The organism is Staphylococcus simulans (genome assembly GCF_002902285.1).
In the GTDB taxonomy this organism is placed as follows: Bacteria; Bacillota; Bacilli; order Staphylococcales; family Staphylococcaceae; genus Staphylococcus; species Staphylococcus simulans.
Window position 1 is genome coordinate 1 of record NZ_PPRU01000039.1, and the last position, 23,927, is coordinate 23,927.

Below are 23,927 nucleotides of genomic sequence, written 5' to 3' on the forward strand. Positions count from 1 at the left end.
GCCAACGGCATAGCTGGGTAGCTATGTATGGACGGGATAAGTGCTGAAAGCATCTAAGCATGAAGCCCCCCTCAAGATGAGATTTCCCCAACTTCGGTTATAAGATCCCTCAAAGATGATGAGGTTAATAGGTTCGGGGTGGAAGCATAGCGATATGTGGAGCTGACGAATACTAATCGATCGAAGACTTAATCAAATTTCAAGTTTTGATTGGTCGAATTGAAATTTACTTACTATCTAGTTTTGAATGTATAAACATTCCATTGTCTGGCGACAATGGCAAAGAGGTCACACCTGTTCCCATGCCGAACACAGAAGTTAAGCTCTTTAGCGCCGATGGTAGTCGGACTTACGTTCCGCAAGAGTAGGACGTTGCCAGGCAAACACGAGATCCTGTAAAGGGTCTCTTTTTTTATGCTTATATAATGGTATGAATAAATAAATCGCCCGCTCTGTATTTAATGGTACACAGAGTGGGCGATTATGTTTATGAAGTAATAGATGAATGTTGTTTTTCGACATAAATAGATATTAATAAGAACATCAAACCGATGAGTGTAAGCAAAGGTGCAATTAAACTTAATGAGGCTACAGGTAAGTGTGTGATAACTAAACCCCCTACAAACGCACCTAACGCATTGCCTAAGTTGAAGGCAGATTGATTCAATGTACTGGCTAACGTAGGCGCATCTTGTGAAATCAATGTGCTCTTATATTGAAGAGAGGGACTCATACTAAATCCGATAACTCCAAATAAAAAGACGCCAAGTACCATTACAAGTCCATTGAACTGCATGAAATACAGAATTCCAAAATAGAGGATGAAGATTGTAAAAATTAATTGTAACGCCTTATTCAAATTCCAATCCGCAAGTTTACCACCGATTAAGTTACCTAGCGTGACACCCACACCAAAGATAATCAACATAAAGGAAATGAGATTTTCTTTAATATGTGTGACATCTATTAATACTGATGAAATGTAAGTAAAATACGCAAAGACACTGCTGAAACCAAACAGGGTTACTGCGAGCGTTAACCATAAACGCTTTTCTTTTAAGATTTTCAATTCGTCTAATACAGATGAAGCTTGACGCTCTTTTTGATTAGGAACAAAAATCATAATACCAATCAACGCTAATATTCCGATAATAGCTATAATCACAAAAGTCATCGCCCATCCGAATTGTTGACCGATTAATGTTCCAAAAGGTACACCTAAAATATTACTTAAAGATAGTCCCATGAACATCAACGCCATGGCACTTGCGCGATATTGCGGTTGTACCATACTTGCGGCTAAAATAGATCCGATTCCAAAGAAAGAACCATGCGCAAGTGAAGTGATAATTCTAGCTGTCATCATGAAGCCGTAACTTGTGCTGAATGATGAAGCTAAGTTACCAATAATGAAAATAGCCATTAAAAGCATTAATAAATATTTTCGATTAAGTTTGATGGTTATCATAACCAAAATAGGTCCGCCAATTGCGACACCTAAGGCATAGCCTGTAATTAATTGACCAGCTTGACTGACCGTCACATGGAAATCACGTGCGATATTGGGTAATAAGCCCATGATGACAAATTCTGTCATTCCAATCGCAAATGCGCCGATCGCAAGCATCCATATCGCAATAGGATATTTCTTCAAAATGACACCTCCGAAAATTCGCAAATATGGACTCGATTATACGTGAACCTTTAAATAGCGTCAATGCACTATATGATGTTTGATAAAAAGGTGACATATTTAAAATTGATAGGACATCACATGTTGCGGACCAGCTGGACCTTCTAATATACGTTTAGTATCGATATAGCCAAGTTTTTGATAGACATGAATGGCTTTAGGATTTTTAAAATTAACTGAAAGTACGATTTCATCAGTATTTGGAAAATGTGTACGCACATAGTCAGGTAATTGTGCCAAAGCTGCTTGTGCTAGACCTTGACCTTGCATACGTTCCGTAATAGAGAAAGACTTTACTAAGACAGCATTTGAATTTTGTGCTAAGGATGCACCTTCATCATTTTGATTCAGCCTCATAAAGCCAACTGGATGTTGTTGATGTAAAACAACGACAGGATATTCTCCAGGTGCTAAATCTTCAAGAGCCGCAAAGGGTAAGAGCGCAAAAGCACTTTCTGCTTCAGCAATTGTAAACTTCTCAAGGTCTTGATCATATTTAGAATCATATGGGACTAATTGAACGTCAGACATATTGTTTTTCTCCTTTAAGTCATTTTGTCAGTGTTTGAATCAATACACTAGTATGTGCTTCTAATTCATTATCTGGAATCCCCCCGAACCCGATAATAAATTTCGGTGCTGTAACATCATAATTCTCTTTCTTCATATAATTGATTAATGGGATGAGTTTGACATGATTTTGTTTCGCACGTTGTAACACCTCATCTAAATGCATGCCGTTTTGAACTGTTAATGTAAAATGCATGCCGGTTGTGGCACCTTCAATCATGAGTTGATTTTGATAGGGCTTTAAAGCTTCTAAGATATAAGTCAGTTTATGGCGATAAACTTTACGCATTTTATTCAAATGGCGATCAAATGAACCGTTTTCCATAAATTGCGCTACTGTATACTGCATTGGGGTAGGGACTGTATTACCTTCTTTGTTAGGTAAATCGTGATAATTTTTCATCAGTGCTTTAGGCAGCACCATAAACGCAATACGGCAACTTGGGAATAATGATTTAGAAAAGGTACTGATATAAATAACCTTTCCTGTCTTATCTAAACTTTGAAGTGCAGGAATCGGTTTACTGAAATAGCGGAACTCTGAATCATAATCATCCTCGATAATGAAACGGTCTTTATGTTGTTGGGCCCAGTTGATAAGTTGTGTACGGGTCTTTAAGTTCATCACATAGCCAGTCGGGAATTGATGCGAGGGTGTCACATATACCACTTGGCGATTGGAATTGAAAACTTGTGACATCTCAATTCCTTTTTTAGTAACAGGTACTTGTTTATAAGCTAATTCTTTTTTATCCAACACTTGCTTAATAGGTGGATAGCTTGGATATTCAATGATGTAAGAACGATCAGTGAGTATATCTGTTACTTGGTTGATTAACTGTTCAGTGGATGAACCGATAATGATTTGTTCGGGATGACAATTCACACCGCGACTATTAAAGAGATAATGTGCGATGGCTTGTCTTAATCTGAATTCACCTTGTTGATCTCCAGGCTGTAAAATATCTGGCATAGATTCATCAAAGACATCACGCGCATACTTACGAAATTGTTGCCACGGAAAGTGTTCTGTATCAATACGTGCCAAATCAAAGCGATAACGTGTAGTTGTTTCTTTTTGAGTTTGTTGAATCACTGCAGTTGGAGATTCTTTTGTGACTACTGGCAGTGATTCAATATCTGATACATAATAGCCTGACCGCGGCTTTGAATAGATATAACCTTCATCTAGTAAGTATTGGTATGCATGTTCAATTGTTGTATTACTGAGTGAATGATGTTCAGCAAGTCGGCGTTTAGAAGGGAAACGGTCACCAGATTGATACTGGCCTTCAATGATTTGTTCCTTCAACTTTTGATAAAGCTGCATATATAAAGGTTGTTTCATTCAACTGGCCTCCTAATATTTATCGAAATTGGTCCTTTAACACTATCAGTTTATCCTTTACACTGGATTTAATCAATGAGAAAAGGGGTATTTAGAATGTCTAAAATTGTAGGCTCAGATCGAGTAAAACGTGGAATGGCTGAAATGCAAAAAGGCGGCGTAATCATGGACGTTGTCAATGCAGAACAAGCTAAAATTGCAGAAGAAGCAGGCGCAGTAGCAGTTATGGCGCTTGAACGTGTACCATCAGATATCAGAGCAGCTGGCGGTGTTGCGCGTGCATGTAATCCTAAAATTGTTCAAGAAGTAATGGATGCTGTTTCAATTCCAGTTATGGCTAAATGCCGTATCGGACATATTACAGAAGCACGTGTGTTAGAAGCAATGGGTGTAGACTACATCGATGAATCAGAAGTATTAACACCTGCTGATGAAGAGTATCATTTATTAAAAAGCGACTACACTGTACCATTCGTATGCGGTTGCCGTAACTTAGGCGAAGCAGCACGTCGTATCGGTGAAGGTGCAGCAATGTTACGTACGAAAGGTGAACCAGGTACTGGTAACATCGTTGAAGCAGTACGTCATATGCGTCAAGTGAATTCAGAAGTGGCTAAATTAACAGTTATGCCAGATGATGAAATCATGACATTCGCAAAAGAAATCGGTGCACCATACGAAGTCTTAAAATCAATTAAAGACAATGGTCGTTTACCAGTAGTTAACTTTGCGGCAGGCGGTGTTGCGACACCTCAAGACGCAGCGTTAATGATGCAATTAGGTGCTGACGGTGTATTCGTAGGTTCAGGTATCTTTAAATCAGAAGACCCTGAAAAATTCGCAAAAGCAATTGTTCAAGCAACAACACACTACACTGATTACGAATTAATCGGTAAATTAGCTCAAGAGCTTGGTGAAGCAATGAGAGGCTTAGATGTAAATCAACTTTCATTAGAAGAACGTATGCAAGAGCGTGGCTGGTAAGATGAAAATCGGAGTCCTCGCACTACAAGGCGCAGTACGTGAACATTTGCGCCACATTGAGCTCAGCGGCCACGAAGGTATCGCAATCAAACGTGTTGAACAATTAGAAGAAATCGACGGCTTAATTTTACCAGGAGGTGAATCAACGACATTACGTCGTTTGATGAATCTGTATGGATTTAAAGAAGCTTTAGTCAACTCAGATTTACCGATGTTCGGTACATGTGCCGGATTGATTGTCTTAGCACAAGACATCGTCGGTGAAGAAGGGTATTTGAAGAAATTAGATATCACTGTAGAACGTAATTCGTTTGGGCGACAAGTGGACAGCTTTGAGTCTGAATTAGATATTAAAGGTATCGCAGAGGATATTGAAGCGGTCTTCATCAGAGCGCCGCATATTGAAAAAGTAAACAGTGACAATGTAGAAGTATTAAGTACAGTCGGCGACAAAATTGTCGCAGTTAAAGAAGGTAATTATTTAGGTGTTTCTTTCCATCCGGAATTAACAGATGATTATCGAGTAACACAGTACTTCATCGAACATATTGTTGCTGAAAGTAAAAAAGCGAATGTATAATCATTCAAAAAACGAGCAGCCATAACGGTTGCTCGTTTTTTTAGTCTGGAAATTTTTCTAAGTATATTAATCCTTCATGGTCAGGTGTGCTGTTTTGGTTAATATAATCATAGCCGCGCTTTCGATAAAATTGTACTGCGGTTATTGAAGCAGGGATAATGAGACGTTTTGCGCGATGATAATAATAGTCATCTTCTAAAGTATCCATAATCAGTTTACCTATACCTAATTTTTGATAATCAGGAGAAACAAAAATAGAAAAGAAGCATGATTCTGTTTCACTGCCATAGTAAGGACCAATCGCACCTGTACCGATTAATTGATTGTTTAATTTAAAGACATAGAAGTTGATATGCTCTGCTTTATGTTGAATGCTTTCAGGCGTGGTTTCTGTTACGTAACTTTCAATAGCTTCTTTCGGTTCATCTTTGATGTTGGTCGTTCTGAGTGTATGACATATTAAATCCACAACCGCTTGTGTATCTGATGCTTGAAATTTACTGATTTGTATCTTATTTAAGTCCATAATTTCACCTGCTTTATTTATTTAGTAAATAGACATTCAAATTCTTCACAGACCATGATTTGATCTTCATCAAAAGTTTGATTAATGCTTGCGTATTCAGGTATGAAAAAGTCGCGATGGACGTTTCTCCAATATGTTAAGGTTCGAGAACCTTCTCCTTCTTTATATGCGTGTTTTTCTGATACTTCACAGAAAGGGACTTGATATACTTTAGTATTTTTAATAATACAAACAGGATGATCTTGCGCATCTAGAACGATACTCAAATCGTTGACTTTTGGTAGAGGCCCTTCTTCCTCAATGTAGAAAGCTAAACCGCTGGTTGTCGCAGTTTTGATACTTTGTGTGACTAACTCAGCTAAGTCTGTAGCATCGACACCGAATTGCCAGGCGGTATAAGAAGCGTCTTGATAAATAGGATACTCAGTTATGAATTTGTCCCAAAATTCATCGATATTCATTATGACACCTCCATAATTAAGTGTTACTTTACACGAAAGTGGTTTGGAATGCAATATGAAAAAACGACTCCCTGATTGCGGAAGTCGTTTAAAAATGATTTACATGAATAGACCTGCGATAGCTGCAGAGATGAATGATACAAGTGTTGCACCGAATAGTAATTTAAGTCCGAAACGTGCAACCAAGTCACCTTTTTCATCATTTAATGATTTGATGGCACCAGAAATGATACCGATAGAACTGAAGTTTGCGAATGATACTAAGAAGACAGAAGTAATACCGATTGCACGTTCTGATAAACCATGCATTTTACCTAAGTCTAACATCGCAACGAATTCGTTTGATAATAATTTTGTAGCCATTAATGAACCTGCTTTAACTGCGTCATCCCAAGGAATACCTGTTAGGAATGCGAATGGCGCAAAGACAAATCCGATTAATGTTTGGAAGTCCCATTTAATTGAACCGCCTGATACAGCTGTAAAGATACCGCTGACAAGGCCATTAAGTAAAGCAATAATTGCGATATAACCAATTAACATTGCCCCTACAATAACCGCAACTTTAAATCCGTCTAAAATGTATTCACCTAACATTTCGAAGAAAGATTGTTTTTGTCCTGTTTCTTCTACTAATAATTTGTCGTCTTTTTCATCAACTGTATATGGATTGATAATTGAAGCGATAATAAATCCACCGAATAAGTTTAATACAATTGCTGTTACGACATATTTAGGGTCTAACAGTGTGAAGTAAGCACCGATAATTGAAGCGGATACTGTCGACATTGCTGAAGCAGTTAATGTATATAAACGGTGCTTCGGAATGTATGGTAATTGTTTCTTCAATGAAATGAATACTTCTGATTGTCCTAAAATAGCAGCTGCAACTGCGTTATATGATTCTAAACGACCCATGCCGTTGATTTTAGAGATCAAGAAACCTAAACCATTAATAATCATTGGTAAAATCTTAGTGTATTGTAAGATACCGATAATTGCTGAAATGAAGACAATCGGTAATAATACGTTGAAGAAGAATGGCGGTTGATCTGGATTGACGTATTTAAAGCCTCCAAATACAAAGTTAACTCCTTCTGCAGCTTTTGATAACAGATAGGCGAAGCCTTTCGCAATACCGCCGATGACTGTGATTCCTGCATTTGTTTTTAAGAGAACAAACGCGAAGATAAATTGAATCACAAGCAAGATACCAACGTAATGCCACTTAACATTTTTCTTGTCAGAACTAACAACAAGTGCGAGGGCTAAGAAGAAGACAATCCCTATTAAAGCAATAAGTATATGCATGTTATTTCTCATCCTTTTATTTTTTATTTCATCCAATATCATACAGGAAAAAAGCGCTTTCGAACATCCTATTTTTGACGATGTTGCAAATTTTTTAAATCATATTGGTTGAAAAAGGTCAAAGTTGGTCATATAATATAGTCAAAGAAGGTCAAAAAAGGGGTGATATCCATGCATAATATGTCCGACATCATAGAACAGTACATTAAGCATTTATTTGAAGAATCAAATAAAGATGTTGTTGAGATACAACGAGCGAATATTGCTCAACGTTTTGACTGTGTGCCTTCTCAACTTAATTATGTAATTAAGACAAGATTCACCAATGAACACGGTTATGAAATCGAAAGTAAACGCGGTGGTGGAGGTTATATCCGAATCACTAAGGTTGAAACCAAGGATACGAAAGGTTATATTGATCACCTCTTACAAATCATCGGCGATTCAATCTCTCAACAACAAGCACATTATGTGATCGAAGGATTGCTTGATAATCAATATATAACATTACGCGAAGCGAAAATGATGCTTGCAGTGGTAGATAGAGATACGTTAAGAATGGATGTTGCTGCAAGGGACATTGTCCGCGCAAACATATTGAAACAGCTATTGCCGGTCATTAATTACTATTAATAGTTAGGAGGCTGCACATGGCTGACACATTTGCACATGGAACAAAAACAAACGCACTTAAGTCACAAGAACACAATAGAATTAAAGCACAAAGTAATGAAGAGGAACCTACATGGCAGAACAATCAAGATGACATGGAAGGCTCTTTTGTTATAAAACAAATACTTCAACATTTGGCGTCTAAGCATGGTATTCAATTAGAAGACTTAAGCGTCAGAGAAGAGAAGAAGTGTCCTACTTGCCATATGACAATGAAAGATATTGCGTATAAAGGGAAGTTTGGGTGTGCACAATGTTACACTACCTTTAAAGAGGATATTGTAGATATTGTCAGACGTGTGCAAGGCGGACAATTTGAACATGTCGGTAAAACGCCTGTCTCCTCTCAGCACAAACTCGCATTAAAGAAAAAAATAGAAGCTAAAAATAAATATTTACAAGAATTAATAGAACAACAAGCGTTTGAAGAAGCGGCTGTCGTTCGTGATGAAATTAAAGCACTACAAGAAGAAAGCGAGGGATAACACATGAGCGAACATTCAATGTACATGAGTAGTTGGATGCAGCAGAATGAAACAACGCCGGTCGTGATGTCTTCACGTATACGACTTGCGAGAAACTTGAACAATCATGTTCATCCCTTAATGTTTACTTCAGATGTAGAAGGACAAAAAGTCATTAATGAAGTCCAAGATGCACTGCCTGATTTAAAAGTATTAAATATGCAGACCATCACGCATACAGATAAATTAAAATTAGTAGCGAAGCATCTGATCAGTAAAGAACTGATTGAACAGCCGGCTTCAGCGGTATTGTTGAATGATGATGAATCATTAAGCATAATGGTAAATGAAGAGGATCATATTAGAATTCAAACCATGAGTTCAGATATGGATTTAGAAGCACTTTATCAAGAAGCTTCAGAAATAGATGACCAATTAGATAGAGCACTTGATATCAGTTTTGATGAAGATTTAGGTTATTTAACAACGTGTCCAACGAATATTGGTACAGGAATGCGTGCAAGCGTGATGCTGCACCTTCCAGGACTTTCTATCATGAAGCGTATGAATCGCATTGCTCAAACTATTAACCGTTTCGGCTTTACGATTCGCGGTATTTTCGGAGAAGGTTCTCAAGTTTATGGTCACATCTATCAAGTTTCAAACCAATTAACCTTGGGAAGAACTGAGGAACAAATTATTGAAACGTTAACTGAAATCGTCCAACAAATTATTGCGGAGGAAATGCAGATTCGCAAACAACTGGATTATCATAACTTAGTTGAGATGCAAGACCGCATTTATCGCTCACTTGGTTTATTGCGCTACAGTCGCATAATGTCTATGGAAGAAGCATCGACGAGACTCAGTGAGGTCAAGTTAGGTATTGATTTAGGTTATATTGATTTACCAGAATTCAACTTCAATCAAATGATGGTAGCGATTCAATCCCCATTCTTGATTGACGAAGCACAACAAATTTCAATTAAAGAACAAAGAGCAAATATTATTAGAGAACATATAAAATAGGAGGTTTTGCTATGTTATTCGGTAGATTAACAGAACGTGCACAACGTGTCTTAGCACATGCACAAGAAGAAGCGATTCGTTTGAATCACTCAAATATCGGAACTGAACACTTATTGCTTGGTTTAATGAAAGAACCAGAAGGTATTGCCGCAAAAGTATTAGAAAGTTTCGGTATCACAGAAGACCTTGTTGTTACAGAAGTAGAAAAATTAATTGGTCAAGGTCAAGAACACATCGGCACATTGCACTATACACCGAGAGCGAAAAAAGTGATTGAACTTTCAATGGATGAAGCACGTAAATTACACCATAATTTCGTAGGTACAGAACACATTTTACTTGGTTTAATCCGTGAAAACGAAGGTGTAGCTGCACGTGTATTCGCAAACTTGGATTTAAATATCACTAAAGCGCGTGCTCAAGTTGTCAAAGCACTTGGCAGCCCAGAAATGAGCAATAAAAATGCACAAACTGCAAAATCTAACAACACACCGACACTTGATGGTTTAGCACGTGACTTAACAGTGATTGCTAAAGACGGCACATTAGATCCTGTTGTCGGCCGTGATAAAGAAATCACACGTGTCATCGAAGTATTAAGCCGTCGTACTAAAAACAACCCAGTGTTAATCGGTGAGCCTGGTGTAGGTAAAACAGCAATTGCTGAAGGCTTAGCACAAGCTATTGTAAATAATGAAGTGCCTGAGACATTAAAAGGTAAACGTGTGATGTCTCTAGACATGGGTACAGTTGTTGCCGGTACAAAATACCGTGGTGAATTCGAAGAAAGACTGAAAAAAGTTATGGAAGAAATTCATCAAGCAGGTAACGTTATCTTATTCATCGACGAATTGCACACATTAATCGGTGCAGGCGGTGCTGAAGGTGCCATTGACGCATCTAACATCTTAAAACCAGCACTTGCACGTGGTGAATTACAAGCTATCGGTGCAACAACATTAGATGAATACCGTAAACACATTGAAAAAGATGCAGCTTTAGAACGTCGTTTCCAACCTGTACAAGTGGATGAACCGACAGTTGAAGATACAATCTTAATCCTAAAAGGATTACGTGATCGTTATGAAGCGCATCACCGTATCAACATTTCTGATGAAGCGGTTGAAGCAGCAGCACGTTTAAGTGACCGTTATGTTTCAGATCGTTTCTTACCAGACAAAGCAATCGACTTAATCGATGAAGCAAGTTCAAAAGTAAGATTGAAAAGTCATACGACTCCTTCAAACTTAAAAGAAATTGAACAAGAAATCGAAAAAGTGAAAAACGAAAAAGATGCAGCTGTACATTCACAAGAGTTCGAAAATGCTGCAAACCTTCGTGATAAACAAACAAAATTAGAAAAACAATATGAAGAAGCGAAAAATGAATGGAAAAACAAACAAGGCGGCGCAAACACATCATTAACAGAAAATGATATTGCTGAAGTGATTGCGGGCTGGACTGGTATTCCATTAACACGCTTAAATGAAACAGAATCAGAACGTCTGTTGAACTTAGAAGACACATTGCATAAACGTGTTATTGGTCAAAAAGATGCTGTGACATCTATCAGTAAAGCAGTACGCCGTGCACGTGCAGGCTTGAAAGACCCTAAACGTCCAATCGGAAGCTTTATCTTCTTAGGACCAACAGGTGTAGGTAAAACAGAATTAGCACGCGCATTAGCTGAATCAATGTTCGGCGATGAAGATGCGATGATTCGTGTAGACATGAGTGAGTTCATGGAAAAACACGCAGTGAGCCGTTTAGTCGGAGCGCCTCCAGGCTATGTAGGTCATGATGACGGTGGTCAATTGACTGAAAAAGTAAGACGTAAACCTTACTCAGTTATTCTATTCGACGAAGTAGAAAAAGCACATCCTGATGTCTTCAACATTATGTTGCAAGTCTTAGATGATGGTTTCTTAACTGATACAAAAGGTCGTCGTGTAGACTTCCGTAACACAGTCATTATCATGACTTCAAACGTCGGTGCACAAGAATTACAAGATCAACGCTTTGCTGGTTTCGGCGGCGGCAGCGACGAAGGTGCAGATTACGAAACAATTCGCAGTACAATGATGAAAGAATTGAAAAATGCATTCCGTCCTGAATTCTTAAACCGTGTTGATGATATTATTGTCTTCCACAAATTGGATAAAGCTGAATTGAAAGAAATCGTAACAAAAATGGTCAGCAACCTTACTGAACGTCTATCTGAACAAGATATTAATATCGAAGTGACAGAAGCTGCGAAAGAAAAAATCGCAGAAGAAGGTTACGATCCTCAATATGGTGCACGTCCACTTATCAGAGCAATTCAAAAAACAGTTGAGGATAACTTAAGTGAGTTAATCCTAGACGGTAACCAATTAGAAGGTAAAGACGTAGTTGTGGATCACAATGGCGACAAATATGAATACAAAATCAATGATCGCCAAACAAAAGAAACTGAAGAAACAAAAACAAAAGCGTAATAAACGTAATGGTTAAACCAGATAAATAGATCAAGACTCCTTTTTAAGCAGTATTTATAACATGGCTGCTTAAAAGGAGTCTTTTTATATATTGTGATTTTGATAGTTTAAAGAGAATATAATATGTAGTTTTAAAGAAATTTGGTATGATGTGGTTAAAGATGAGAGTCAGATGATTGTATGAAATGTGTTTTCAGGTTTAGAATAAGAAATAATCAATGATAGCTTTTAAACCCTAGAGGGTGTAAAATAGATTTGTTTTTCACGAAAAAATAGGTGGTGTAAATTTGGCAAAAAAGAAAGTGACATTTGAATGTATGGCATGTGGTTATCAATCACCGAAATGGATGGGGAAATGTCCGAATTGTGGTGCTTGGAACCAAATGGAAGAAGTTATGACGCAAAAAGAAGCCCCAAGTGGCAGAGGGATGCGTACAAGAGAACAAACAGCTAAAGTAACAAAGTTAAATGATGTCCAACATGAATCTACACCGCGTATCCATACAAGTTCGAGAGAATTTGATCGTGTCTTAGGTGGCGGTATTGTCCAAGGTTCGCTCGTGTTAATCGGTGGGGACCCTGGTATTGGTAAATCGACATTATTACTTCAAATTTGTTCTGCGTTATCTCAAAATAAAAAAGTACTTTATATTACAGGTGAGGAATCACTGAATCAAACGAAATTGCGAGCAGATCGTTTAGAAGAAGATTCAAGTCAATTAAACGTGTTTGCGGAAACAGATTTAGAAGTTATTAAAGAAGCTGTTAAACAAACACAACCAGACTTAGTGGTAGTAGACTCGATTCAAACAGTGTATCATCCGGAAATCAGTTCAGCGCCTGGTTCTGTCTCACAAGTACGAGAAAGTACGCAAATTCTGATGGGGATTGCGAAACAAATGAATATCGCAACCTTTATCGTCGGTCATGTGACGAAAGAAGGACAAATTGCAGGTCCACGTTTATTAGAACATATGGTAGATACGGTACTATATTTCGAAGGGGACGAACACCATGCATATAGAATTCTGCGTGCAGTGAAGAACCGTTTCGGTTCAACGAATGAAATGGGAATCTTCGAAATGAAACATAGCGGTTTGAAAGGAGTTAAGAACCCTTCAGAGATGTTCTTAGAAGAACGTTCAACGAATGTAGCTGGCTCTACAATTGTTCCGACAATGGAAGGTACACGTCCTTTATTAATTGAAGTGCAAGCATTAGTGACACCGACAACATTTAATAACCCAAGACGTATGGCGACTGGTATCGATCATAACCGCTTAAATTTATTAATGGCAGTGTTAGAGAAGAAAGAAAGTTACTTGCTGCAACAACAAGATGCTTATGTCAAAGTTGCAGGCGGCGTGCGTTTAACAGAACCAGCTGTTGATTTAGCAATTATCGCAGCGGTTGCTTCTAGTTTTAAAGACCAACCTATCAACGGCATGGATTGTTTCGTCGGTGAAGTAGGTCTGACAGGAGAAGTACGACGTGTCTCACGTATTGAACAACGTGTTCAAGAAGCAGCGAAATTAGGTTTCAAACGTGTGATTATTCCTAAAACCAATATAGGAGGTTGGGACTTCCCAGATAATATTCAAGTTATCGGTGTAACCAGTGTGCATGAAGCACTGAACTTTGCATTGATGAAAAGCTGATACCACAGAGAGAAAGGAGGCTATCAGATGAATATTGTAAAGACAATTGTCATCATCAGTTATATGATTTTAGGTATCAGTTTGGGGATATTAATCATACCTGATATTGCGCACGATACAGGTTTTGCAGATACTTATGTATGGCTGACTAATAAATATATTGCTGGCATCATTGGTATGATTATATTCTTTGTTTTATTTGGTTTGTTGATTCCTAAAATCACCAGAGCTTTGCGTAAATTAGAAGGTTTTATTATGCGACACAACGCAATTGAAATCCTCTTTGCAGCCATAGGTTTGATTATGGGACTTTTTATTTCTGTAATGATCGCATTTATTTTAAATATTATCGGATCATCTTTATTCCTTCATGTTCTTCCTATTATCATTACAGTATTCTTAAGTTATTTAGGTTTTCAATTTGGTTTGAAGAAACGTGATGAGATGTTGGCTTTCTTACCAGAGAAAATGGCACGTTCTGCCTCAACGAATGCTTTACGTGCGAACCCTAAAATTTTAGATACGAGCGCAGTCATTGACGGTCGGATTTTAGAGATAATCAAATGCGGTTTTCTAGATGGAGAGATTTTGATTCCACAAGGTGTAATCAATGAACTGCAAGTGGTCGCAGACTCGACAGATAGTGTGAAAAGAGAAAAAGGACAACGCGGCTTGGATATTTTAAACCAAATTCATGATGCAGACCATCCTTCTCGCATTGTCCATCCGCAGAAGTCTTATAATCATATCGATGCGCTATTGATTAAACTTGCGCATAAATATAAAGCTGATTTAATTACGACCGATTTCAACTTGAATAAGATTTCACGTGTACAAGGTATTAAAGTGTTGAATGTGAATGATTTGTCTGAAGCGGTAAAACCAGCTGTGCGCCAAGGCGACCATATGAATTTATTAATAACTAAGATGGGTAAAGAACCTGGACAAGGTGTCGGCTATTTAGAAGATGGCACTATGGTAGTCATTGATGATGCGAAAACCTTAGTTGGCCAACATGTCAAAATTGAAATTACTAGTATTTTACAAACATCATCTGGACGAATTGTCTTTGCGAAATTAATTCAACAGTGAGCATCCCTTGTTTCACATGGAACAGAAGGGTAAACAGAGTTGATTCGTGTAAGCAAATGGGCTTACCAAATAAGGCTTGTAATGCTACAATAAGTAAGAATGGGTACAGAACTGCCTGGCTATTTATGTCAGTCAAACAGATAGGTCTTATCACTGCTTTTGACCTTGGTTTATCATGAATAATCAAGCACATTCTGAAGTATCACTGTCTCTGAATTATTAGAGATAGTTGAGTTCTCGAACTTTCTTTAATCAATAATCTAAAAATACAGGAGTGAACGAAATAATGAGTGAACGCGTAAGAGTCAGATATGCACCAAGTCCGACTGGTTATTTGCATATCGGAAACGCTAGAACAGCACTATTCAACTATTTATTTGCTAAACACTATGATGGGGACTTTGTCGTACGTATTGAGGATACGGATAAGAAACGTAACTTAGAAGACGGCGAATCTTCTCAATTCAGCAACCTGAAATGGTTAGGTCTTGATTGGGATGAATCTGTAGATAAAGACGGAGGTTATGGTCCGTATCGTCAATCTGAACGTGGTAAATTCTATAATCCTTTAGTAGAACAATTATTAGCAGAAGATAAAGCGTATAAATGTTACATGACTGAAGAAGAATTAGAAGCAGAACGTGAAGGTCAAATCGCACGTGGTGAAACACCTCGTTATGGTGGTAAACACGCACATTTAACAAAAGAAGAACAAGAAGCGTTTGAAGCAGAAGGACGCAAACCTTCAATTCGTTTCCGTGTGCCTAAAGGCAAAGTATATAAATTTGATGACATGGTTAAAGGTGAAGTGTCATTCGAATCTGATAACATCGGCGACTGGGTTATTGTGAAAAAAGACGGTGTACCGACTTATAACTTTGCGGTAGCTGCAGATGACCATTATATGGAAATCTCAGATGTTATCCGTGGTGATGACCATGTATCAAATACACCAAAACAATTAATGATTTATGAAGCATTCGGTTGGGAACCTCCACGTTTCGGCCATATTTCATTGATCGTCAACGAACAACGTAAAAAATTAAGTAAACGTGATGGCCAAATCTTACAATTCATCGAGCAATACCGTGACTTAGGTTACTTGCCAGAAGCATTGTTCAACTTCATCACATTACTTGGTTGGTCACCAGAAGGTGAAGAAGAAATCTTCTCTAAAGAAGAATTCATTAAATTATTCGATGAAAATCGTTTACAAAAATCACCAGCATTCTTCGATAAGAAAAAACTAGCTTGGGTAAACAACCAATATATGAAACAAAAAGACTCAGAAACTGTCTTTGAATTAGCGTTACCTCACTTAATCAATGCAGGGTTGATTCCAGAATCACCTTCAGAAGAAGATTTAGATTGGGGTCGCAAGTTAATTGGTTTATACCAAAAAGAAATGAGTTATGCCGGTGAAATCGTACCGCTTTCTGAAATTTTCTTCAGAGATGAAGTTGCATTAAATGAAGAAGAACAAGAAGTCATCAATGGGGAACAAGTACCAGAATTAATGGAACACTTATATGGCAAACTAGAAGAATTAGAGCCATTTGAAGCGGCTGAAATTAAGAAAACAATTAAAGCTGTACAAAAAGAAACAGGTATCAAAGGTAAACAATTATTTATGCCGATTCGTGTTGCGGTAACAGGCGAAATGCATGGACCGGAATTACCGAATACAATGGAAGTATTAGGTAAAGAAAAGGTATTAAAACGTTTGAAAAAATATCTATAATTTTAGTGGGTAACCTTGCTTGAATTTTCAGCATAAACCACCTATTATTAAAAGTAATTACTACTAAGGATTAGTAGATAATGGTTCAAGTCCAGAGAGTGTGCGGTTGCTGCGAGCACATCTTGAACATTATTGAATGCACCTTGGTTCAGACAATGATAAATACGGGATTTGAGAGAGTATATAAAAATAGTTTTTTGTATGCTGAAGAAGAGTGGAACCGTGCGAAGCACCTCTGACATTAAGTTGTTAGAGGTGCTTTCGTTATAAATAGGAGGGGAATAACTTGTTTAAAAGAATGAGAGACGATATAAAAATGGTATTCGAACAAGATCCTGCAGCTAAGACATCATTTGAGGTAGTAACAACGTATGCAGGATTGCATGCAGTATGGAATCACTTGCTTGCACATAAACTTTATAATAAAAAGCACTACGTGGCTGCACGTATTATTTCGCAAATATCACGCTTTTTCACTGGTATTGAAATTCATCCAGGTGCTAAAATCGGCAAACGTTTATTTATCGATCACGGCATGGGTGTGGTCATTGGTGAAACTTGTACGATTGGCGATAACGTTACAATTTATCAAGGTGTCACACTTGGCGGTACTGGCAAAGAAAAAGGTAAACGTCACCCTGACATTGGCGATAATGTCTTAATTGCGGCAGGTTCAAAGATTTTAGGAAATATCAAAGTAGACTCTAATGTCAATATTGGTGCGAACTCAGTTGTATTAACCAATGTACCAAGCTATTCCACAGTTGTCGGTATTCCTGGCCATATCGTGAAACAACATGGTAAACGTATCGGTAAAAACTTTGATCATTTCAACTTACCAGACCCGATTTACGAACAAATGAAACAATTAGAAAAGCAACTAGAGCAAGTGAAGAATGGAGAGATTCAAGATGATTACATTATATAATACATTGACGAGACAGAAAGAACCGTTTAAGCCGATAGAAGAAGGCAAGGTTAAGATGTATGTCTGCGGTCCAACAGTTTATAACTATATTCATATCGGTAATGCACGTCCAGCTATCAACTATGATGTTGTACGTCGTTATTTTGAATATAAAGGTTATGACGTTAATTATGTATCTAACTTTACGGACGTGGATGATAAATTAATCAAACGTTCAAAAGAGTTGAATGAAAGTGTGCAAGAAATCGCTGACCGTTACATTCAAGCTTTCTATGAAGATACAGGTGCGTTGAATGTCAAAAAAGCAACATCTAATCCACGTGTTATGAACCATATGGATGATATCATCGCATTTATCCAAAACCTAGTAGAACAAGGTTATGCTTATGAAAGTGAAGGCGATGTTTATTTCAGAACACGTAAGTTTGAAGGATATGGTAAATTAAGTCATCAATCTATTGATGATTTAAAAGTCGGTGCACGTATTGAATCAGGCGAACAAAAAGAAGATGCATTAGACTTCACGTTATGGAAAAAAGCGAAACCTGGAGAAATCAGCTGGGACAGCCCATTCGGCAAAGGACGTCCAGGCTGGCATATCGAGTGCTCAGTGATGGCATATCATGAATTAGGTGAAACAATTGATATCCACGCAGGCGGCAGTGACTTACAATTCCCACACCATGAAAACGAAATTGCACAATCAGAAGCGCATAACCATGCGACATTTGCGAATTACTGGATGCACAATGGTTTCATTAATATCAATAATGAAAAAATGAGTAAGTCATTAGGCAACTTCGTACTTGTACATGACATTATTAAAGAAGTAGACCCTGATGTATTACGTTTCTTTATGATCAGCGTACACTACCGCAGTCCAATCAACTACAACATGGAATTAGTCGAATCTGCGAAAGCCGGTTTAGAACGTATCCGTAATAGTTATCAAGCGATTGAAGAAAGAGAAGCGATTGCTTCAGATATCGAAGATCAATCAGATTATATTGAACAAATTGATGCATTGTTAAAACAATTTGAAACGGTTATGGATGATGACTTCAATACTGCTAATGCGATTACAACTTGGTATGATTTAGCGAAACTTGCGAATAAATATGTGATGGAAAACACAACATCTAAAAAAGTGATTGAACGCTTTAAAGAAGTATTCCAAATCTTCAGCGACGTTTTAGGAGTTCCATTAAAAGGCAAACAACATGATGAATTGTTAGATGAAGACATTGAAGCCTTGATTGAAGAGCGTAATCAAGCGCGTAAAAATAAAGATTATGCACGTGCGGATGAAATCCGTGATGAATTAAAAGCACAAAATATTATCCTTGAAGATACACCGCAAGGCGTGAGATTCAAACGTGGATAATCAAGAAAATATCAAACTGCTGAACCCATTATCTTTAGCATATATGGGGGATGCAGTTTTAGATCAATATGTCAGAACGCATATCATTTTGAAATTGCGTGCAAAACCGAATCGTCTGCATCAACAAGCAAAACGTTTTGTGTCTGCGAAAAGCCAGGCTATTACGTTGGAAAGTTTGATGCAGTCGGATTGGTTTACAGAAGAAGAATTAGAAATTGTGCGCAGAGGGCGTAATGCGAAAAGCCATACAAAAGCGAAAAATACTGACATTCAGACGTATCGTAAAAGCTCTGGTTTGGAAGCGGTGATTGGTTTCTTATATTTAGATCATCAATCAGACCGATTGGAATCATTGCTTGAGCGTATTGTGACTGAAGTCGAAGAAAGGGAGTGAGGATGTGGAAGATTCAGTAATTGTAGGGAGACATGCCGTGAAAGAAGCAATTACTTCTGGGCATCCCATCAACAAGATTCTGATTCAAGATGGCGTGAAAAAGCAACAACTTGATGAAATCTTAAAAAATGCAAAAAAGCAAAAATTGATTGTGCAGACCGTCCCAAAAACGAAATTAGACGGATTAGCTGAAGCACCGCACCAAGGTGTCGCAGCGTTGGTTGCGCCATATGAATATGTAGAGCTAGATGATTTGCTTGCGAAACTTAAAGCACAAGATCATTTACCAACATTAATGTTACTGGATGGTCTAGAAGACCCGCACAACCTAGGTTCCATTTTGAGAACTGCGGATGCAGCAGGTGTAGATGGTGTCATTATACCGAAACGTCGTTCTGTTGCTTTAACACAAACAGTTGCTAAAGCGTCTGCAGGTGCGATTCAACACATTCCGGTAACACGTGTAACAAACTTATCTCAAACGATGGATAAGTTAAAAGAAGAAGGTTATTGGATTGCAGGGACTGCAGCTGATAACGCAACAGATTACCGTCAAATGAGTGCAGATATGCCACTTGCCATTGTTATCGGTAACGAAGGACATGGTATGAGCCGACTTGTTAAAGAGAAGTGTGATTTTTATATAAAAATCCCTATGGTCGGTCATATTAACAGTTTGAATGCATCTGTTGCCGCAAGCTTAATGATGTATGAAATTTATCGAAAACGTCACCCGGTTGGAGAATAAGCTATGAAGCACAAGGATCGGTATTTAATCATCGACGGTTACAATATGATTGGTCATAGTCGTGCTTTATCAGAATTGGCTAAAGAGAATTTAGAAGAAGCCAGAGAAAAGTTGTTGCTGGCTATCGGCAACTATAAAGCAACTGTGGCAGACGATGTGATATGTGTGTTTGACGCTTATGAACAAGAAGGTAATGAAAGTGAATTTTATTACCACGGGGTACGAACGATTTTCACAAAAGAACATGAAACAGCTGACAGCTTTATAGAACGATTTGTATATGGGTTATATGACAAACATACAACCCATATTGCTGTTGTTACGAGTGATATGAGTGAACAGCACGCTATCTTCGGTACGGGTGCTTATCGTATTTCGTCTCGAGAAATGTGGCAGAACATTAAGTTGAATGAAGCGAGTGTTGAGTCATCAATGAAAACGTTCAATAATAATAAACCTCGAACACGTATCCAACTCACAGATGAAGTATTATCAGAATTTGAAAAAATTAGAAGAGGCGACCAAGAAAAATAAGATTTCTGTACATTGCTTATTTCATCAGCATTCCGCTATGATAAGTTCACTTTTATGAAAGGATCGAACTTACGTAATGCAGAAAACTTCCATACCTCAAGATATTGTCTCTCTTATACATCTTGCACAAATGCATGACGATCACGCGATGCATCAATTACTAGAAGTGTTGCAGCCGTTTATACGCAGTCGGCTGATTCATCCTTCGATTGCACCGCATGATTGTGATGACTTGATACAAGACATCTCCTTAAGAATCAGCAGAAATATTTATCATTTTAAAACGATAGAAACGATTCCGTTTGAACATTATTTCAATCGCTTAGTCAGCACTTCTAAATACGATTATTACAGAAGACAGAAGCGGCTGAGATTACAACAAGATTGTCTTGTTCAAGAAGCGGAGTGTAGTTATCGTACGCAATTGCCATCTGTCGAAGCACAACTCATTTTAAAAGAACGTTCGGAAATTCTGCTTAATTGTTGTAAGAAATTAAGCAAATTAGAGCGAGAAGTAGTACAATATATATTGGATGATTATTCCCCAAGTGAAACAGCACAAGCGATGGATTTAAGTGAAAAGGCGGTTTATAATGCCCTTCATCGTAGTAAAGTGAAGTTACGTAAAATGCAGGAATTATTGGATGCATAATTGCGTTTCGTTACACTTATAGATACAACTTACAATTCACTAGACGTTTGACAATTTGAGGGTTTCTTATGTATAGTTAGTGAGTATTTAATATAGGTAAGGTGAAGGTATTATGAAGAAAGTCCCGCTTAACTGTGAAATTTGCGGCAATAGAAACTATACCGTACCAAAGAACAGCAACCTTGCAGAAAGACTCGTGTTGAAGAAGTATTGCAAAAAGTGCAATGCGCATACAGTACACAAGGAATCGAAGTAATTGCTAAAGGCCAAGATGAAATTATTGATTAATTGGAGGTACGACAATGGCTGAAGATAAAAACAAAAAATCAAAAGCACCAAAAGAGAGTTTCTTCAAAGGCGTTATATCTGAGATGGAGAAAACGAGCTGGCCGACTGGTCAAGAACTCGTGAAATACACAACAATTGTAATTGTTACAGTGTTATTTTTCTTAATCTTCTTCTATGCCTTAGATTTGGGAATCGGTAGATTAATAGAATTAATTAGTTAATGAGGAGTGACAGCATGTCTGAAGAAGTTGGAGCAAAGCGTTGGTATGCCGTGCATACTTACTCTGGCTATGAAAATAAAGTTAAGAAAAATTTAGAAAAACGTGTTGAATCAATGAATATGACAGAACAGATTTTCAGAGTTGTCATACCTGAAGAAGAGGAAACACAAGTTAAAGACGGTAAAGCGAAGAAAATCACGAAAAAAACTTTCCCTGGCTATGTCTTGGTAGAGTTAGTCATGACAGATGAGTCATGGTATGTAGTACGTAATACACCAGGTGTAACAGGATTTGTTGGTTCAGCAGGTGCTGGATCAAAACCTAACCCGCTGTTGCCGGATGAAGTCCGCTTTATTTTAAAACAAATGGGAATGAAAGAAAAAACAATTGATGTTGAAGTCGAAGTTGGAGAACAAGTTCGTATCAAGTCTGGCCCATTTGCCAACCAAGTCGGTGAAGTACAAGAAATCGAAGCAGATAAATTCAAGCTTACAGTATTAGTAGATATGTTTGGCAGAGAAACTCCGGTTGAAGTTGAGTTTGATCAAATCGAAAAATTGTAATTCGAATAGGTGTTGATTTTACAATTTTTCAATGATATAATACTATGGTCGTCCTTTGGAAGAAGGAGGCCATTTCGTCACGAAATGTTTTAAGAGTGGGAGGGCAAAATTGAGCCCTGTGACCACATCACGATATCAAGGAGGTGCACATCGTGGCTAAAAAAGTAGAAAAAGTAGTTAAATTGCAAATTCCTGCAGGTAAAGCGAACCCAGCACCACCAGTTGGTCCAGCATTAGGTCAAGCAGGTGTGAACATTATGGGATTCTGTAAAGAATTCAACGCGAGAACACAAGAACAAGCAGGTTTAATCATTCCGGTAGAAATCAGTGTGTATGAGGATCGCTCATTTACATTCATCACTAAAACTCCACCGGCTCCAGTACTACTTAAAAAAGCAGCTGGCGTTGACAAAGGTTCTGGTGAACCTAACAAAAACAAAGTTGCTACAGTAACTAAAGATCAAGTACGTGAAATCGCTGAAACTAAAATGCCTGATTTAAACGCAGCAGACATCGAAGCAGCAATGCGTATTGTTGAAGGTACTGCTCGTAGTATGGGTATCACTGTAGAATAATAGCGTAAAGATGAGTTTGCTCATCTAACGAAACGAATAACAATCAGAAACGTGAAACAAACATGGCAGATGACAGTAAAGTTAATCCAATGAATAAAAATTGCGAACAGCTCACAAGGTCATCTGCTCTTAACTTGCATAAGCAAGTAATGTGGGAGGACATTCCGCTAAAACCACTAAAGGAGGAAATATAAATGGCTAAAAAAGGTAAAAAGTATCTAGATGCTGCTAAAAAAGTTGACCGTAATACTTATTACGCTGTTGAAGAAGCAATCAGCTTAGCTAAAGAAACTAGCGTTGCAAACTTCGACGCTTCTGTAGAAGTAGCATTCCGTTTAGGTATCGATACTCGTAAAAATGACCAGCAAATCCGTGGTGCAGTAGTATTACCACACGGTACTGGTAAAACACAACGTGTATTAGTATTCGCGAAAGGTGACAAAGCTGCTGAAGCAGAAGCAGCTGGCGCTGATTACGTAGGCGAATCAGAATACGCTAACAAAATCCAACAAGGCTGGTTCGACTTCGATGTAGTTGTAGCTACACCGGACATGATGGGCGAAGTTGGTAAATTAGGTCGTGTATTAGGACCTAAAGGTTTAATGCCTAACCCTAAAACTGGCACAGTAACTATGGATGTTAAAAAAGCGGTTGAAGAAATCAAAGCAGGTAAAGTAGAATACCGTGCTGAGAAAGCTGGTATCGTCCACGCTTCAATCGGTAAAGTATCATTCAGTACTGAGGATTTAGTTGATAACTTCAACACTATCCAAGATGTATTAGCAAAAGCTAAACCAGCTTCAGCTAAAGGTACTTACTTCAAGTCTGTTGCAGTTTCAACTACAATGGGTCCTGGTGTTAAAGTAGATACTTCAAACTTCAAACTATAATATAAATGAAATTTAAGAACTAGAGAAAATGTAAAAGTTGCAAAGTGCCAATCGTATCGATTCATATCTGAGACAGCTGAAAATATTTTCTCTAGTTTTTTAATTACTTATTGACATATCACATTGAAACAGTTATATTGATAA

25 protein-coding genes, 2 rRNA genes, 1 pseudogene and 1 other annotated feature (1 of these 29 running past the window's edge) are annotated in these 23,927 nt (G+C 37.8%); of the genes and pseudogenes, 22 read left to right on the top strand and 6 right to left on the bottom strand.

All coding sequences use genetic code 11. From position 1 onward, the window contains the following. Together CD112_RS09185 and rrf are read left to right on the top strand one after the other, a co-directional pair. Window positions 1-196, top strand: a 23S ribosomal RNA gene (locus CD112_RS09185); the annotation flags it as partial. A gap of 70 nt (window positions 197-266) precedes the next feature. Continuing rightward, window positions 267-381, top strand: a 5S ribosomal RNA gene (gene rrf / locus CD112_RS09190). Between the two features lie 106 nt (window positions 382-487). On the opposite strand, the gene CD112_RS09195 is transcribed toward rrf, so the two are convergent. The 3 genes from CD112_RS09195 to pdxR form a co-directional block, all read right to left on the bottom strand. Next, entirely contained in the window at window positions 488-1,654 is a 1,167-nt protein-coding gene (locus CD112_RS09195) for an MFS transporter (RefSeq protein WP_226956283.1), read from the bottom strand. Window positions 1,655-1,753: 99 nt separating this feature from the next. Next, window positions 1,754-2,224, bottom strand: a complete 471-nt coding sequence (locus tag CD112_RS09200) for a GNAT family N-acetyltransferase (protein WP_002481304.1) — start codon at window positions 2,222-2,224, stop codon at window positions 1,754-1,756. A gap of 19 nt (window positions 2,225-2,243) precedes the next feature. Continuing rightward, window positions 2,244-3,611 carry a MocR-like pyridoxine biosynthesis transcription factor PdxR gene (gene pdxR, locus CD112_RS09205; RefSeq protein WP_096754484.1) on the bottom strand — a complete coding sequence of 456 codons (1,368 nt, stop codon included), beginning with the start codon at window positions 3,609-3,611 and terminating at the stop codon, window positions 2,244-2,246. A 96-nt stretch (window positions 3,612-3,707) separates the two neighbouring features. Here pdxR and pdxS point away from each other — a divergent pair, with 96 nt between their 5' ends. Further along, window positions 3,708-4,595, top strand: a complete 888-nt coding sequence (gene pdxS, locus CD112_RS09210; protein WP_002481306.1) for a pyridoxal 5'-phosphate synthase lyase subunit PdxS — start codon at window positions 3,708-3,710, stop codon at window positions 4,593-4,595. A 1-nt stretch (window position 4,596) separates the two neighbouring features. Then, a complete protein-coding gene (pdxT, locus tag CD112_RS09215) occupies window positions 4,597-5,175 on the top strand; it encodes a pyridoxal 5'-phosphate synthase glutaminase subunit PdxT (RefSeq protein WP_002481307.1) in 579 nt (192 codons plus the stop codon). A 40-nt stretch (window positions 5,176-5,215) separates the two neighbouring features. Here the strand turns inward: pdxT and CD112_RS09220 are convergent, their stop codons facing one another. The 3 genes from CD112_RS09220 to CD112_RS09230 form a co-directional block, all read right to left on the bottom strand. Continuing rightward, the gene (locus CD112_RS09220) at window positions 5,216-5,701 is read right to left on the bottom strand and encodes a GNAT family N-acetyltransferase (protein ID WP_023016298.1); all 486 of its coding nucleotides are present in this window, start codon (window positions 5,699-5,701) and stop codon (window positions 5,216-5,218) included. Window positions 5,702-5,718: 17 nt separating this feature from the next. After that, window positions 5,719-6,162, bottom strand: a complete 444-nt coding sequence (locus CD112_RS09225) for an ASCH domain-containing protein (protein ID WP_103364206.1) — start codon at window positions 6,160-6,162, stop codon at window positions 5,719-5,721. Window positions 6,163-6,261: 99 nt separating this feature from the next. After that, window positions 6,262-7,473 carry a NupC/NupG family nucleoside CNT transporter gene (locus CD112_RS09230; protein WP_002481310.1) on the bottom strand — a complete coding sequence of 404 codons (1,212 nt, stop codon included), beginning with the start codon at window positions 7,471-7,473 and terminating at the stop codon, window positions 6,262-6,264. A 171-nt stretch (window positions 7,474-7,644) separates the two neighbouring features. Here CD112_RS09230 and CD112_RS09235 point away from each other — a divergent pair, with 171 nt between their 5' ends. From CD112_RS09235 to rplA, 18 genes and pseudogenes are all read left to right on the top strand, one after another. Beyond that, entirely contained in the window at window positions 7,645-8,106 is a 462-nt protein-coding gene (locus CD112_RS09235; RefSeq protein WP_023016300.1) for a CtsR family transcriptional regulator, read from the top strand. A gap of 119 nt (window positions 8,107-8,225) precedes the next feature. After that, window positions 8,226-8,630, top strand: a pseudogene (locus CD112_RS09240) (UvrB/UvrC motif-containing protein); the annotation flags it as partial. Window positions 8,631-8,633: 3 nt separating this feature from the next. Beyond that, window positions 8,634-9,638: a protein arginine kinase gene (locus CD112_RS09245; RefSeq protein WP_002481313.1), complete on the top strand. Its 1,005-nt coding sequence runs from the start codon at window positions 8,634-8,636 to the stop codon at window positions 9,636-9,638. A gap of 11 nt (window positions 9,639-9,649) precedes the next feature. Further along, window positions 9,650-12,115, top strand: a complete 2,466-nt coding sequence (locus CD112_RS09250; protein WP_061054915.1) for an ATP-dependent Clp protease ATP-binding subunit — start codon at window positions 9,650-9,652, stop codon at window positions 12,113-12,115. A 287-nt stretch (window positions 12,116-12,402) separates the two neighbouring features. Continuing rightward, window positions 12,403-13,773 (top strand): DNA repair protein RadA, encoded by a 1,371-nt coding sequence (radA, locus tag CD112_RS09255; RefSeq protein WP_002481315.1) that lies wholly within the window; start codon window positions 12,403-12,405, stop codon window positions 13,771-13,773. 27 nt (window positions 13,774-13,800) lie between these two features. After that, window positions 13,801-14,865, top strand: coding sequence for a PIN/TRAM domain-containing protein (locus CD112_RS09260; protein WP_103364207.1), 1,065 nt, complete (start codon window positions 13,801-13,803; stop codon window positions 14,863-14,865). A gap of 286 nt (window positions 14,866-15,151) precedes the next feature. Then, window positions 15,152-16,606 (top strand): glutamate--tRNA ligase, encoded by a 1,455-nt coding sequence (gltX, locus tag CD112_RS09265; protein WP_061054912.1) that lies wholly within the window; start codon window positions 15,152-15,154, stop codon window positions 16,604-16,606. 298 nt (window positions 16,607-16,904) lie between these two features. Continuing rightward, on the top strand, window positions 16,905-17,534 hold the full coding sequence (gene cysE / locus CD112_RS09270) for a serine O-acetyltransferase (RefSeq protein ID WP_174165803.1): 630 nt from the start codon (window positions 16,905-16,907) through the stop codon (window positions 17,532-17,534). After that, window positions 17,518-18,918, top strand: coding sequence for a cysteine--tRNA ligase (gene cysS / locus CD112_RS09275; protein WP_002481319.1), 1,401 nt, complete (start codon window positions 17,518-17,520; stop codon window positions 18,916-18,918). The genes cysE and cysS overlap by 17 nt, the downstream gene beginning before the upstream one ends. Continuing rightward, a complete protein-coding gene (locus CD112_RS09280) occupies window positions 18,911-19,312 on the top strand; it encodes a Mini-ribonuclease 3 (protein WP_002481320.1) in 402 nt (133 codons plus the stop codon). The genes cysS and CD112_RS09280 overlap by 8 nt, the downstream gene beginning before the upstream one ends. A gap of 4 nt (window positions 19,313-19,316) precedes the next feature. Continuing rightward, window positions 19,317-20,060 carry a 23S rRNA (guanosine(2251)-2'-O)-methyltransferase RlmB gene (rlmB, locus tag CD112_RS09285; protein WP_002481321.1) on the top strand — a complete coding sequence of 248 codons (744 nt, stop codon included), beginning with the start codon at window positions 19,317-19,319 and terminating at the stop codon, window positions 20,058-20,060. A 3-nt stretch (window positions 20,061-20,063) separates the two neighbouring features. After that, entirely contained in the window at window positions 20,064-20,594 is a 531-nt protein-coding gene (locus tag CD112_RS09290; RefSeq protein ID WP_002481322.1) for an NYN domain-containing protein, read from the top strand. A 76-nt stretch (window positions 20,595-20,670) separates the two neighbouring features. Continuing rightward, the gene (locus tag CD112_RS09295; RefSeq protein WP_002481323.1) at window positions 20,671-21,246 is read left to right on the top strand and encodes an RNA polymerase sigma factor; all 576 of its coding nucleotides are present in this window, start codon (window positions 20,671-20,673) and stop codon (window positions 21,244-21,246) included. 112 nt (window positions 21,247-21,358) lie between these two features. Then, window positions 21,359-21,502: a 50S ribosomal protein L33 gene (rpmG, locus tag CD112_RS09300; protein WP_081600403.1), complete on the top strand. Its 144-nt coding sequence runs from the start codon at window positions 21,359-21,361 to the stop codon at window positions 21,500-21,502. 46 nt (window positions 21,503-21,548) lie between these two features. Beyond that, the gene (secE, locus tag CD112_RS09305) at window positions 21,549-21,755 is read left to right on the top strand and encodes a preprotein translocase subunit SecE (protein WP_023016303.1); all 207 of its coding nucleotides are present in this window, start codon (window positions 21,549-21,551) and stop codon (window positions 21,753-21,755) included. Window positions 21,756-21,769: 14 nt separating this feature from the next. Then, window positions 21,770-22,318 (top strand): transcription termination/antitermination protein NusG, encoded by a 549-nt coding sequence (gene nusG / locus CD112_RS09310; RefSeq protein ID WP_002481325.1) that lies wholly within the window; start codon window positions 21,770-21,772, stop codon window positions 22,316-22,318. A gap of 152 nt (window positions 22,319-22,470) precedes the next feature. Further along, complete coding sequence (gene rplK, locus CD112_RS09315) at window positions 22,471-22,893, top strand: 50S ribosomal protein L11 (protein WP_002481326.1); 423 nt, start codon at window positions 22,471-22,473, stop codon at window positions 22,891-22,893. Between the two features lie 194 nt (window positions 22,894-23,087). Further along, complete coding sequence (rplA, locus tag CD112_RS09320; protein ID WP_002481327.1) at window positions 23,088-23,783, top strand: 50S ribosomal protein L1; 696 nt, start codon at window positions 23,088-23,090, stop codon at window positions 23,781-23,783. Between the two features lie 140 nt (window positions 23,784-23,923). Beyond that, window positions 23,924-23,927, top strand: a sequence feature (ribosomal protein L10 leader region); it runs 142 nt beyond the window's last position.

Excerpts from the sequence above, each read along its gene's own strand:
- CD112_RS09245 (WP_002481313.1), top strand. The coding sequence starts at position 8,634 with ATGAGCGAACATTCAATGTACATGAGTAGTTGGATGCAGCAGAATGAA.
- pdxR (WP_096754484.1), bottom strand. The coding sequence starts at position 3,611 with ATGAAACAACCTTTATATATGCAGCTTTATCAAAAGTTGAAGGAACAA.
- CD112_RS09260 (WP_103364207.1), top strand. The coding sequence starts at position 13,801 with ATGAATATTGTAAAGACAATTGTCATCATCAGTTATATGATTTTAGGT.
- rpmG (WP_081600403.1), top strand. The coding sequence starts at position 21,359 with ATGAAGAAAGTCCCGCTTAACTGTGAAATTTGCGGCAATAGAAACTAT.
- CD112_RS09295 (WP_002481323.1), top strand. The coding sequence starts at position 20,671 with ATGCAGAAAACTTCCATACCTCAAGATATTGTCTCTCTTATACATCTT.
- CD112_RS09250 (WP_061054915.1), top strand. The coding sequence starts at position 9,650 with ATGTTATTCGGTAGATTAACAGAACGTGCACAACGTGTCTTAGCACAT.
- pdxS (WP_002481306.1), top strand. The coding sequence starts at position 3,708 with ATGTCTAAAATTGTAGGCTCAGATCGAGTAAAACGTGGAATGGCTGAA.
- nusG (WP_002481325.1), top strand. The coding sequence starts at position 21,770 with ATGTCTGAAGAAGTTGGAGCAAAGCGTTGGTATGCCGTGCATACTTAC.
- CD112_RS09225 (WP_103364206.1), bottom strand. The coding sequence starts at position 6,162 with ATGAATATCGATGAATTTTGGGACAAATTCATAACTGAGTATCCTATT.
- CD112_RS09290 (WP_002481322.1), top strand. The coding sequence starts at position 20,064 with ATGAAGCACAAGGATCGGTATTTAATCATCGACGGTTACAATATGATT.
- cysS (WP_002481319.1), top strand. The coding sequence starts at position 17,518 with ATGATTACATTATATAATACATTGACGAGACAGAAAGAACCGTTTAAG.
- gltX (WP_061054912.1), top strand. The coding sequence starts at position 15,152 with ATGAGTGAACGCGTAAGAGTCAGATATGCACCAAGTCCGACTGGTTAT.
- CD112_RS09220 (WP_023016298.1), bottom strand. The coding sequence starts at position 5,701 with ATGGACTTAAATAAGATACAAATCAGTAAATTTCAAGCATCAGATACA.
- pdxT (WP_002481307.1), top strand. The coding sequence starts at position 4,597 with ATGAAAATCGGAGTCCTCGCACTACAAGGCGCAGTACGTGAACATTTG.
- rplA (WP_002481327.1), top strand. The coding sequence starts at position 23,088 with ATGGCTAAAAAAGGTAAAAAGTATCTAGATGCTGCTAAAAAAGTTGAC.
- secE (WP_023016303.1), top strand. The coding sequence starts at position 21,549 with ATGGCTGAAGATAAAAACAAAAAATCAAAAGCACCAAAAGAGAGTTTC.
- CD112_RS09235 (WP_023016300.1), top strand. The coding sequence starts at position 7,645 with ATGCATAATATGTCCGACATCATAGAACAGTACATTAAGCATTTATTT.
- CD112_RS09230 (WP_002481310.1), bottom strand. The coding sequence starts at position 7,473 with ATGCATATACTTATTGCTTTAATAGGGATTGTCTTCTTCTTAGCCCTC.
- cysE (WP_174165803.1), top strand. The coding sequence starts at position 16,905 with ATGAGAGACGATATAAAAATGGTATTCGAACAAGATCCTGCAGCTAAG.
- CD112_RS09200 (WP_002481304.1), bottom strand. The coding sequence starts at position 2,224 with ATGTCTGACGTTCAATTAGTCCCATATGATTCTAAATATGATCAAGAC.